Genomic DNA, 12,607 nt, shown 5'->3' with positions numbered 1-12,607 from the left:
ATTTTTTTCCTTAAATTAAATCTGCTCTTATCACACTTTAACAAGAGAGTTTTTGATTCAAAATCAGTCCTATACATAAAATCATTTGAATTAGACAGTTTAAAGTCTCGACACGCCAAAACGGATTGGGTTCAGTTTTCGATGCTCAGCTTCATAAATTGTTTCAAGCAAGAAAATCAAAACCTTACGCGTATCTCTTGGATCAATGATTCCATCATCATGGAGCATTGCCGTATTGAATAAGGCGGTAGACTGTTGTTCTAATTTGGCTGCTGTACTTTGTTCCAAGAAGTCCAGCATCTGTTCATTCGGCTCCATCCCTGACGCTTTCTGTTTACCTTCTGCCACAATCCGCAACACCTTACCGGCTTGAGCAGAGCCCATCACTGCAACATGTGAATTTGGCCAGGCAAAAATAAATTGTGGTGACAGCGGACGACCACACATGGCGTAATTTCCTGCACCATATGACCCGGCGACGACAATTGAAATTTTGGGAACTGTTGTATTTGCCACCGCTTGGATCAATTTTGAACCATGCTTGATGATGCCGTTTTGTTCTGCATCTGTTCCAACCATAAAACCTGTGGTGTTGTGTAAAAACAGTAAAGGACGCTTGGTCTGCTCACACAGATGAATGAATTGAGCTGCTTTGGTTGCACCTTGTGGGGTAATCGGTCCATTATTGGTAATAATGCCAATGTGTAATCCACCAATTTTTGCCCAACCGCACACCGTCAATGCATCGTATTCCTGTTTAACTTCAAAAAAATCAGAATCATCTACAATCCGTGCAATCACTTCTTTCATATCAAAAGGTTGTTTGGGATTTGCAGGAATAATGCCGAGTAACTCTTCAGCAGGGTAACGTGGTTCTGGATAATCTCGCTTTAATTTTTGGGTTTGTTCCTTCCAATTGAGATGCTCAAACACCTCCCTTGCAATACGAATTCCATCTGCATCATTTTCAGCCAAGAACTCCGCTGTACCAGCAACTTGGGCATGCATTTCTGCTCCACCGAGCTCTTCAGCAGTCGCAACTTCCCCTGTAGCAGCCAGAAGCAAAGGAGGTCCCGCAAGTAACATCTCGGTTTGTTTGCGTACAGCAATGACATAGTCAGACAAGCCCGGCTGATATGCCCCACCCGCTGTTGCATTGCCATGTACCACAGACACTTGCGGTAAACCTGCCGCAGAAAGCCGAGCTTGGTTGGCAAAAGTCATCCCACCAAAGGTAAAGACTTCAGCAGCATAATTTAAGTTTGCACCGCCACTTTCAGTCAGGGTCAGCATTGGTAATTTTTGTTCGAAAGCAATTGTTTGAAGGCGTAAGGTTTTTTGCACCCCCATCGGAGACATCGTTCCACCTTTGATCGCACTATTGCTTGCAGAAATCAGACAGCGGACACCACTCACAAATCCGATTCCTGAAATAATGCCTCCCCCGGCATCCGATCCATCTTTATCATCATGCATGCCATAGCCAACCAGACCACACAGCTCAACAAAGGGAGAATCGGCATCAAGGGCTAAACGGACACGTTCATGCGGTAAAATTTTACCTTTTTTATCAAATTTAGCCTTGGCAGCATAAGACTTTTCGATGTTCTTATTTTGCACTGCACGTACGTCAGCAATCTGGTTCAGTAATGCTTGTTTGTTTTGTTCAAATTGCTCGCTGCCAACTGCAATTTCGGATTGGAGAACAGTCATGTATTTTCTCCTGTCGTTGAGTTATTCGATGAATTGCCTAATTGTTCTTTGAGTACATCTGGAATAAAAGCACGATGGAAACCATTGAATGATTCGCTGTTGACAGCATCCGCCAACGGATACATTCGCGTCCCCAAAGAGGCTGCACCATCAATACGAAGCGTTACCCCCGAAACAAAACCTGCCGCCTCTGAGAGCAGATAGCAGATCGCTGAAGAAATTTCGGACTCTGTTCCCATACGTTTAAGTGGCACATTACCCGCCAAGCTGGGAATGATGAATTTGGCAAAATCACCTGAGTAATTATCCATTCCCGAGGAAATAATCCATCCCGGTGCAACACAGTTCACACGAACACCTGAACGTCCCCACTCTACTGCTGCCGTTTTGGTCAAATTATCCACCCCAGAACGCGCTGCACCAGAGTGCCCCATACCTGGCATTCCTCCCCACATATCGGCTGCCATATTGACAATACTGCCTCCATGTTTTGCCATCCATTGATTGTATGCTTCTTTCATCAAGTAGAAAGTTGAATGCAGGTTATTACGGACTACAGCATCAAATCCATTCGCTGAAATACCTTCTAAGTTTGAAGGGAATTGCCCACCTGCGTTATTGACCAGACCATCAAGCTTGCCAAATTTTTCTATCACTTCAGCAATCATGTCTTTGACTTGTTGTTCTTCACGGTTATCACAAACGATATGATGTACTTTCCCCCCATCGTCGCTGATTTCCTGGCTTACTCTATTGAGCTTTTCAATTTTTCGTCCAGTGATGACAACTTGAGCGCCTAAAGACGCCAATTCATGCGCAGTACAACGTCCAATACCCGAGCCACCACCTGTTACAACAATGACTTTGTCTTGAAAAGCATCTGATCTAAATATTGAGTGATAATGCATTGTCTTAATTCCAATTAATTTCTTTTAGATTCCTTGAACCCTTTCTAATATCTTTTATAAAAACGAGTTTTCTACCATTATAAAAGACTTAAGAGGGCTTTAAATTCGCAGGGATTTTGACAGGCATATCCAACAGTTGCTGTGCAAAAGCTTTGCCTTGCGGATCGATGCGTAAACTGGCAATTCCACCGCCTCCGAGTGCATTTTCCAGCATAAAATTCAGCGCATTCAATCCGGGGATTTCATAACGAATCACTTGAGATTTTTCTGGGTCCAACACATGCTGCATATATGCTTTGACATTTTCTTCAGTCAAGTTGGCACGAATCCAAGGCAAATATTCAGGTTGACGTGCAATCACCCCAATATTGCTATGGTTACCCTTGTCTCCACTACGCGCATGAGCGATTTCAACCAAAGGAACCGTTATTTCCTGAGCAGAAAATTGGGCAATGTCTCCAACAGGCAATGCATCATAGGTCTGTTCACTTGAACCTGATGGAATTTCAACTTTATGGCGCTGTCCAGCAATATCTATTTCTATATTGAGTGCTGATTTGTCCACCAAGAATGAAAAGAGTTTGATCACTGGTGAGGCTTTAGGGCGACCGCCAACGATACCCGCCAGTGCAGGTGCCATTCCTGTAGATGCTTGTGCAATTTCCGAAGCAAAAAACAGACATGCTTCTTTAAACATATGTTTTACTGCAATTTTGACCACGACTTCACGGCTTTGAATAGGTTTTGCATTGCCCCCATAAGTACTTTCAGTGCCCAATATCTCAACGGACTTTTCAGAAAATGGCGGCACTGAACGTAAAGCTAAAACACGTTCGCATTTATTCAGGATCGCATCTGCAATCACCTGAGCTTTTTCTGGTGCTTCACGCCCTGCGATCAGAAAGCTCACCAACACCCGATATCCATCTGGGTAAGTTGCACTGACTTTATATTGCTGAGTGGGTGCTCGACCTTTTGCGCCAATAACCAGAACCCGATCCTGTTCCAGTTGCTGTAATTTTACTTGGCTAAAATCCGCAGTGACATCGGGTAGCAAATAGGCTTGAGGATTACCGATTTCATAAACAATTTGTTCAGCAACTGTCGCAGTCGAAACCAATCCCCCCGTACCTTTGGGTTTAGTTACAACAAATGAGGCATCGGATTTGACTTCAACAATCGGAAATCCCATATTGTCAAAACCTTGAACTAAACGCCAATCGGTGAAATTCCCCCCTGTGCATTGAGCACCACACTCAATGATATGCCCTGCCAGTGAGCCTTGAGCCAGTTTGTCATAATCATCCAAAGACCATTGATATTCATGCAGTAAGGGTGCAAGTACTACAGCAGAGTCCACCACCCGTCCTGTGATCACGATGTCCGCACCTTGATCAAGCGCATCACGAATTGGAATTGCGCCAAGATAGGCATTACAACTGGCAAGCTGATCGGGTAAGTTTTTTCCACTAAACATTTCTTGAATATTTTGTGTTTTTAAAGTGGTCTGTTGAGCGAGTAAGTCATCTCCCAATACCACGGCAATTTTTAAATTTAAGCCTTGAGCATCAATCACTTTTTGCAAAGCATCACGGCATGCCAAAGGATTCACCCCACCTGCATTGCTAATCACCTTGATCTTTTTATCGCTGATTTTTTTAAGTAGTGGCGTCATCACCCGACTGACAAAGTCTAAAGCATAGCCATGCTCAGGATTGACCATCATCGCTTTTGCCATGATTGACATGGTGATTTCTGAAAGGTAATCAAACACAAGGTAGTCAATGTCAGACATATGTACCAGTTGAAATGCAGCAGTATTGGTATCGCCCCAGAAACCTGAGGCACATCCAATTTTCACAATACGCTGATCGTCCATTTTCACACCTATGTTGTTTTGATTGTTCTGAATAAAATTTATACACCAATCTACCAAGCAAGCGCTTGGTTTGTAAAGTGCAAAATGTTATCCTGAATTGGCAAATGTGTTAAAACGCATTTCAAACAATAAAAAAATGGCTTAACTTTATGGAAAAAAATGATCCGATGATCGCTAATTCAATCAATGATATTCAGTCCATTGCCTGTTTTGATGACAGCCCTAGAGGTCGTTTATTGCTGGGTGCTGCTTACCTGTTCCACAAACAAGGCTATGCCAAAACTACTGTACGTGAGTTAGCCAATTTTATTGGAATTCAATCAGGTAGCTTGTTTCATCATTTTAAAAGTAAGGATGATATTCTTGCCCATGTGATGCAACAGACCATTATTTATAATCATGCTCGTCTGTTGGATGCGATTCAAATATCAGATGATCCTGAGCAACAATTGAAACACTTAATTAAAGCTGAACTGATCTCTATTAGCGGTGATACAGGTTCAGCGATGGCTGTTCTGGTTTATGAATGGTTTGCTTTATCTAAACCTAGACAGGATGAGTTGCTTAAACTTCGCAATGCTTATGAGGACATTTGGCTGACTGTGATTGAAAAGCTACGTAAACTCAATAAAGTTCAACATGATGCTTTTATTTGGCGTCGCTTATTGGGAGGTGCAATTGCTTGGACAGTGACGTGGTATAAGCCCAACGGTAAAATGACAATGGATGAATTGACTGAAACCGTTTTAAATATGGCTTTGAAATAAATATTGCTTGGTTCCTCAGCATCAATTGCCTATTAAAAAACCGAAATAAGTTAAGTTTTGTTTTATGATCAGACAGAAAAAAATAATGCTTAAAACATATCCTCAACGCTACATTACCGCCTCGGCAATTTACGCATTGGCTCAACGCTTTAATTTACCCTACGATCCTTTTATGCAAGATTGGGAATATGAGGTTGCTGACCCAAATCGTATTGATGAATTTATAGATGCTTATCTTTCAAATGAACTCAATGAAGACGAAAAATTTGCACTGATGGAAACGATTTTACAATCGTTTGAGGAATCTTCTAAAACGCTAGATTCAGATCAACAATGGAACATAATTCTTCAGCTTTTAGAAGATAACCTCGACATTCATGCAACGACGATTTGTTATTGGGCATATGGAAATTCAGCTTACACGCTGTGTTGGAGAATAACGCCCGACTTACGGAAAATTAAACGTCGAAATCATTTAAAAATCATCCAAGAAAAAGAGATTCTGCTTTGGCATATCATCATAAACAGATCATTTAACTTGCCAAAAAATCAAAACCCCAACTGCTTGCTGATCAAATCCTTCATGATTTCTTCCGCACCACCGCCAATCATGTTGACCTTTACTTCACGGTAAATTCGCTCAGACTTCGTTCCACGCATAAAGCCCATTCCACCTAAGGTTTGTACAGCAGCGTCTGCACAAAACTGCATGCTTTGTGTCGCAACATTCTTTGACATACAAATCTGTGCAATTAAATCACTGCCCTGTAGTTCAGCTTTGCCCATCCGATAAGCAGTGTCCTCCAGTAAAGCGCGTGTATAGGTTAAACGCGTCGCCATATCCACCAGTTTATGACGAACCACTTGGTGGTCAACCAGGCGTTTACCAAAAGTTTTTCGATCTTTAGACCACTCCAGAGCCTCTTGATAACACACCAGTGCATACCCATAAGCCATAGATGCCAGCCAAAAACGCTCCATGTTAAAATTTTTCATAATCACTTTAAAACCAGCATTTTCTTCTCCTAAAAGATTTTCCACAGGTACTTTAACTTGGTCAAAATGTAAATGTGCGGTGTCCGATGCCCACCATCCCATTTTTTTTAAAGGGGATTTGGTAATACCTTCACTATGTGCATCGACCAGCAGCATCGAAATCCCATTGGCGCCTTTTATATCAGGATTGGTTCTTACAGCAACAGTGTAATAGTCTGCTCGCATACCTGAAGTGATAAAGGTTTTTTCTCCACTGAGCCGGTAAAAGTCACCCTCTCGTATCGCTTTGGTTTGCAATGCAGCAACATCAGATCCGCCACTCGGTTCAGTGATGGCAAGTGCAGAAATTTTTTCACCTGCAATAATTTGTGGCATTACTTGGTCACGAATATGAGGCTTTGCAAAATAATGGATAGGCGGCGTTCCAATGGTATGAATCATCAGTGAGATATGTACCCCACCGGAACCAGCTTTAGCTGTTTCAACGGCTGCAAGCAGCACATGAAATGCATCTGCATCAGGGATCCCACCATGATCTTCATCAAACCCTAACCCTAAAAGTCCGATAGATGCCGCTTTTCGATATAGTTCTCGTGGAAAGCTTCCCGCCTCATCCCATTCATTGACATAAGGACTAATTTCTTTTTCCACAAACTTCTTCACACTGTCAGCAAATGCACGATGTTCAGTGCTGTAGTAAATCGGGTTATTTAAATGATCCATATCTTGTTATTCCCTGGTTATTTTTATGACACTGTATTTTCCATACAGTACTATCTTAATCAATTGCTCAAATTCTAATAGCCCAATTGACGACTGGCGAGATCTTTCATAATTTCTTCCGCGCCCCCCCCAATCATATTCACTTTTACATCGCGATAAATACGTTCAGACTTCGTTCCTCGCATAAAGCCCATTCCCCCCAGCGTTTGTACTGCTGCATCTGCACAAAATTGCATGGTCTGTGTTGCAACATTTTTTAGCATACAGATTTGGGCGATCAACTCATTGCCCTGCATTTCAGGTTTCCCAAGGCGATACGCTGTATCTTCCAATAAAGCCAGTGTAGTGGTCAGGCGAGTTGCCATATCCACCAATTTATGCCGTACCACTTGATGATCCACCAAACGCTTGCCAAATGTTTTACGTTCTCGTGCCCATTCCAAAGCTTCTTCATAACAGGTTAAAGCAAAACCATAACTACTGGCAGCGAGAAAAAATCGTTCCATATTGAAATTATTCATAATCACCAAAAAGCCCATATTTTCAGCACCCAATAAGTGATCTGCTGGAACACGAACTTGATCAAAATGTAAATGTGCAGTATCCGAAGCCCACCAACCCATTTTATCGAGTTTTGATTTGGTTATACCCTCACTATGCGCATCGACCAATAACATGGAAATACCATTTGGACCTTTGGCATCAGCATCCGTACGCACAGCAACCGTATAGTAATCTGCACGTATACCAGAGGTAATAAACGTCTTTTCACCATTCACGATATAGTCATTACCCTCTCGTACGGCTTTGGTTTTGAGCGCAGCGACATCTGAGCCGCCTGTTGGTTCTGTAATCGCTAGCGCAGAGATTTTTTCACCCGCCAGGATTTGTGTGAGTACCGTTTGCTTAATTTCATCTGTCGCAAAGTGATTGATCGGCGGTGCGCCAATTGAATGTGACAATAAAGAAGCACACAACCCGCCCGAACCTGTTTTAGCCAGTTCAATTGAAGATAAAAGCACATGAAAGGCATCCGTTTCAGGGATCCCCCCGTAACGTTCGTCAAAACCAATCCCCAGCAAACCGATTTCTGCTGCTTTTTGGTAAAGTTCTTTTGGAAATGTTTCAGTTTCTTCCCATTCATTGATATGTGGCATTAACTCTTTTTGAACAAACTTGCGAACTGAGTCCGCAAAGGCAAAATGCTGATCTGTATAGTAAATTGGGTTATGTTTCATCTTGATGTGCTTCCCAGCATTATTTTTAAAAACTTATACTGACAGATTTTAAGGGTTTTAAAGTTGCAGAAATGATCAATTTATAATTAAAAACATGTCAATTTTGCTGAAAACTCATGTATTAATTTCAGCTTCCATTTCAAAAATCCGTTACACTCTTAATAATTTCATTTTAATTTTTAGCTCTACAAATAATGGCGACACTGAATCAATTTTTATCTCGTTTTAGCCCGGCAACTATTCAACGAAGCTTGAGTTATGTCAAAAAAATTGATCTTAAATCTCTAGAAATTTATCCTGACCGTGACAATTTGGTGATAGAGGCACAAGTTCAAGGGACAGATTATTATGAGACTGCTGTTATTTACAATCCGCTAAAAAATCAGATTGTCGATACTGACTGTAGTTGTGCTGTGGCCTATGATTGTAAACACGCAGCCGCATTGGCGCGTCATTTTTATGATCAAGAAATGTCGGCTGCACTCACGCGACAGAATTTAAACCATTCAGAGCAGTCTTCCGCGACAACCAATCAAACAGCGCATGGCACTGCAAAAGCTTGGCTAAATCAATTTAAACAGCAATTGGCTCAAATTCAGCCCAGCACCAAAAAAACACCTCATCAACTGGTCTATATCTTCCAAGCTAAAAATAACTCGGCTCAACTGCAACTTTGTGTATACAAAGTTCGTCATAATAAAGATGGAAAAATCCGTGATACAGCGCTGTATACCAGTTATGACAATGTACTCAATGAACGTTTGAAAGTCAGTCCTGAAGAAAAGAAAATCTTTAGCCACCTCTACTTTTTTGCAAAATTAAATTTTAACAATGCTCATTTTTATCCTTCATCATGGGATATTTCAGGTATCTATCAGGAGCATCTTAAAACTGCAGTTTTGAGTGGGGATTGTTATGCATTGGATGTGCAAAGACCCGCATTAATCTGGTCTGAACAAAACTATAAAATCGAATTTAACTGGCAATCTCAACCTGAACAACAAACTGAAAAATTAAAAGCACAATTTTTCGATGATCAGCAGTCAGAAATTACGGATGAACATGCAAAAAACATCTACATTATTCATTCTCACCCATTAAGTTATCTTGATCTTTTGAAAAATCAAGTGGGGGCACTTGAATCATCCTATTCCAGTGAAATGATTGAAGAACTGCTCAATATGCCTCAGATGCCTGTTGAACTTATGCCTGAGTTTCAACAAGCGATTCAGCCTTATTCGTGTTTTGAAGACTTGCCACAAGCCCAATGTACACAAAGTGTTGATATTCTGACTGGAAAACCCATCCCTATTTTACGCTTCGGTACTCATCCGCAATATGATCGTTTAGGTCATATGCATCATTACGCATTTGCAGAAATTGAATTTGAATATCAAGCTGGAAGAATTAAAGCGGGTTTTCCTGATGAATGTTTTGTCAGCAACATTCAGCAAAAAACAGTACGACAACAACGTGATCTTGTCGTAGAAAAACAACATGTTGATGCATTGATGGCTGCGATTCCAACGCTGCAATGGATCAAAAAAATACCGAAAAGCAAAAGACCTGCATTTGAAAATATCACCGAAAATTCAATTATTTGTGCAGATCCTACAGCATGGATTGACCAGTTGATCCCTGAAAATAAGATTGAACTTCTTGGTTGGAAAGTGGAACATACAGCCGACAGTCAATTCAATTTACGTGCCACACAGAATTTGCAGCTGTCTTTGACTGAATCGGAAAAAAAGCAAGATTGGTTTAATGTCGGCGCAACCATTCAAGATGTACATGGGCAAACCTACAATCTGATTGACCTATTGGGTTATGCTATTCAACATAATCCACACCTCTTAGAAGATGATTATATTGCACAAATGAAGGATGAAAGTTTTCTCATCGTTCATTTAAAAGAAGCTCAATCTCAATTGGCACTAAAAGTACAAGACATTAAGCCTATTCTGATTTATCTCAAAGAAATTTTACGTCACCCAGAATCTGCATCATTAGATCAATACGATGCTGCACAATTTTTAGATTTACAGCATCATTTGGGTATGCCGTGGCAAAGTAGTGAGCGCTTACAGATATTTGCTGAAAAGCTGCAAAGTAGTTATCAGCATCAAATTGCGACACCTGAAGGCTTTCAAGGAGAATTACGCCCCTATCAACAGCAAGGTCTGGCATGGTTGCAGTTTTTACGTGAAACTGAACATGGCGGTATACTTGCTGATGATATGGGTCTAGGTAAAACTGCGCAAACGCTTGCACACATTCTCATCGAAAAGCAGGCAGGTCGCCTAAAACAACGACCAGCCTTGATTATTGCGCCTACCTCTCTGATGCATAACTGGCGTAAAGAAGCAGAAAAATTTACCCCGGAGTTAAAGGTTTTAGTGCTTCAAGGCCAAGATCGTTTGGAATATTTCCAAGATATTCAAAATGCAGATGTTGTGCTGAGTACCTATCCATTAATTGGTCGTGATGAAGCTTTTTTATTGCCACATCAGTACCATATGCTGATTTTAGATGAAGCACAAAACATCAAAAATCCGCGGGCCAAAGCATCTCAAGTGGTTCGTCAAATCAAGGCAAAACACCGTCTTTGTTTAACAGGCACCCCGATGGAGAATCATCTAGGTGAACTATGGTCTTTATTCCATTTCCTCATGCCAGGTTTTCTATACAGCCAAGAGTTATTTAATAAAAAATATCGCAATCCTATCGAAAAACATGCGGATATAGCGACAAAAGCCAAGCTCATTTCTCGTATTAAGCCATTTATGTTGCGTCGTTTAAAAACAGAAGTTGCTAAAGAACTTCCAGAGAAAACGACAATTGAAGTCAATATTGACATGAACGAACAGCAATCCAAACTCTATGAAGCTGTTCGTGCAACAATGCAAAAAAATATCCGGGAACTCATTGCAGCCAAGGGTTTCCATCGCAGTCAAATCCAGATTTTAAGCGCCCTACTCAAACTCCGCCAAGTCTGTTGTCATCCTAGCCTTTTACAGCTTGATCAAATTAAAAATCAAAATGTTGAATCTGCTAAATTGGATCATTTATTAGATATGGTGCAAGGCATGGTTGAAGAAGGACGCAAGATTTTGATCTTTTCCCAATTTACAACCATGCTTCAACTGATTGAAGAACATTTGAAAGCATTAAACATTCGAAATGTAAAACTGACAGGACAAACCAAAAAGCGTGACGAGGTGATCACGGCATTCCAATCAGGAGAAATTCCTGTTTTCTTGATCAGTTTAAAAGCAGGTGGTGTAGGACTGAACCTGACCGCTGCTGATACTGTGATTCATTTTGATCCATGGTGGAACCCTGCTGCGGAAGATCAAGCCTCTGATCGTGCATGGCGGATCGGTCAAGACAAACCTGTTTTTGTCTATAAACTAATTACCAATCAAAGCATAGAAGAAAAGATTTTAGCTTTGCAAAAGAACAAGGCAAATCTTGCCAAATCCGTATTGAGTATCGATCATGAAAATGAAGTGAAATTGTCAGAAGAAGATGTCATGAGTTTGTTGGATTGAAAGGTCTAGGATAAGCGAGAAGAAGTTGAACAGAAGTTAGATCCCATACCTCAATACCCAAAAAGCCCCGTCATTGTGATGGGGTTTGTTTTTTATAGCTTTGTTAATTTATAAATTTTTGTATCCAAGGACCTTATGGCATAGCTAGCTTTCCCAGCTTAAATGATCCAAATGACCTTGATGATCTGTTTTGACCACAATCAGCTGATCAGTTAATTGCTGATGAACAGTATAATCAAATGCAGCAAAATATGTTGTTTCATATTTGCCATCTGGATATAGACCAATTCTTTTCAAATACAACTTTGCCAGAAATTGATCTGCAAGATCTGTTTGAGGAGTAATATTTAATTGTTTTAAAAACTCCTTCCCCAGTTCTTCAATATGAAAATCCACATATTCTCTAACAGTTCCGTTCTTTTCATTTTTAAAGTCTTGTTGAATATAGTCATAGTTTTTGAGGTCAAATTTTGTAATGTTTTCAAGAAAATGATTTAATTGATCTAGGGTTTGCTTATTTAAACTTTTTTCTTCAATATTCAAATCAATTCGAACCAACTTTCCATTAAGCTCAACAGTAGCTTCATAATATTCTTCTAAGTTCTCTGAGTCTATACTTCCGAAATATGGCAAAGTATATGCTTTCATTTTTATAGCCCTTATGTTTTTGTGTATTACTGATCTATTGAACTAAATTAAATGAAAATAACTTTAAAAACCATCTGCCAGCAAATTAAAAATAGATAAATGCATTATTTTTTCTTACTCTGCTTCTTGATCTTCCAATTTTTCTTGTTGTTTCATCTCATTCTTTTTATTTTCCATCACGCAT

The 12,607-nt window shown here is 40.4% G+C and carries 9 protein-coding genes; 3 read left to right on the top strand and 6 right to left on the bottom strand.

Features of this window, described 5'->3' with window-relative positions:
• Positions 1 to 99: 99 nt before the first annotated feature.
• The 3 genes from IMO47_RS05840 to IMO47_RS05830 form a co-directional block, all read right to left on the bottom strand.
• Entirely contained in the window at positions 100 to 1,713 is a 1,614-nt protein-coding gene (locus IMO47_RS05840; protein ID WP_196075273.1) for a carboxyl transferase domain-containing protein, read from the bottom strand.
• The gene (locus IMO47_RS05835; protein ID WP_196075272.1) at positions 1,710 to 2,621 is read right to left on the bottom strand and encodes an SDR family oxidoreductase; all 912 of its coding nucleotides are present in this window, start codon (positions 2,619 to 2,621) and stop codon (positions 1,710 to 1,712) included. Before IMO47_RS05835 ends, IMO47_RS05840 begins: the two co-directional genes overlap by 4 nt.
• 88 nt (positions 2,622 to 2,709) lie before the next feature.
• A complete protein-coding gene (locus tag IMO47_RS05830) occupies positions 2,710 to 4,500 on the bottom strand; it encodes an acyclic terpene utilization AtuA family protein (protein ID WP_196075271.1) in 1,791 nt (596 codons plus the stop codon).
• A 167-nt stretch (positions 4,501 to 4,667) separates the two neighbouring features.
• Here IMO47_RS05830 and IMO47_RS05825 point away from each other — a divergent pair, with 167 nt between their 5' ends.
• Positions 4,668 to 5,267: a TetR/AcrR family transcriptional regulator gene (locus IMO47_RS05825; RefSeq protein ID WP_196075288.1), complete on the top strand. Its 600-nt coding sequence runs from the start codon at positions 4,668 to 4,670 to the stop codon at positions 5,265 to 5,267.
• An 85-nt stretch (positions 5,268 to 5,352) separates the two neighbouring features.
• A complete protein-coding gene (locus tag IMO47_RS05820) occupies positions 5,353 to 5,901 on the top strand; it encodes a hypothetical protein (RefSeq protein ID WP_227552365.1) in 549 nt (182 codons plus the stop codon).
• On the opposite strand, the gene IMO47_RS05815 is transcribed toward IMO47_RS05820, so the two are convergent.
• Both IMO47_RS05815 and IMO47_RS05810 read right to left on the bottom strand, forming a co-directional pair.
• The gene (locus IMO47_RS05815; RefSeq protein WP_196075270.1) at positions 5,817 to 6,986 is read right to left on the bottom strand and encodes an acyl-CoA dehydrogenase family protein; all 1,170 of its coding nucleotides are present in this window, start codon (positions 6,984 to 6,986) and stop codon (positions 5,817 to 5,819) included. The genes IMO47_RS05820 and IMO47_RS05815 overlap by 85 nt on opposite strands.
• Before the next feature lie 74 nt (positions 6,987 to 7,060).
• Positions 7,061 to 8,224 (bottom strand): acyl-CoA dehydrogenase family protein, encoded by a 1,164-nt coding sequence (locus IMO47_RS05810; protein ID WP_196075269.1) that lies wholly within the window; start codon positions 8,222 to 8,224, stop codon positions 7,061 to 7,063.
• A gap of 194 nt (positions 8,225 to 8,418) precedes the next feature.
• On the opposite strand from IMO47_RS05810, the gene IMO47_RS05805 reads away from it, so the two are divergent.
• Positions 8,419 to 11,775, top strand: a complete 3,357-nt coding sequence (locus IMO47_RS05805; RefSeq protein ID WP_196075268.1) for a DEAD/DEAH box helicase — start codon at positions 8,419 to 8,421, stop codon at positions 11,773 to 11,775.
• Positions 11,776 to 11,919: 144 nt separating this feature from the next.
• Here the strand turns inward: IMO47_RS05805 and IMO47_RS05800 are convergent, their stop codons facing one another.
• Positions 11,920 to 12,423 (bottom strand): DUF2004 domain-containing protein, encoded by a 504-nt coding sequence (locus tag IMO47_RS05800; RefSeq protein ID WP_196075267.1) that lies wholly within the window; start codon positions 12,421 to 12,423, stop codon positions 11,920 to 11,922.
• Positions 12,424 to 12,607 lie beyond the last annotated feature (184 nt).

Origin of the sequence: Acinetobacter sp. Res13-Abat-PEC15-P4-01 (genome assembly GCF_015676285.1) — a bacterium.
GTDB classification, from domain to species: Bacteria; Pseudomonadota; Gammaproteobacteria; order Pseudomonadales; family Moraxellaceae; genus Acinetobacter; species Acinetobacter nematophilus.
Note: the sequence above shows the minus strand (reverse complement) of the source record. Positions and strands in the feature narration are given on the sequence as shown.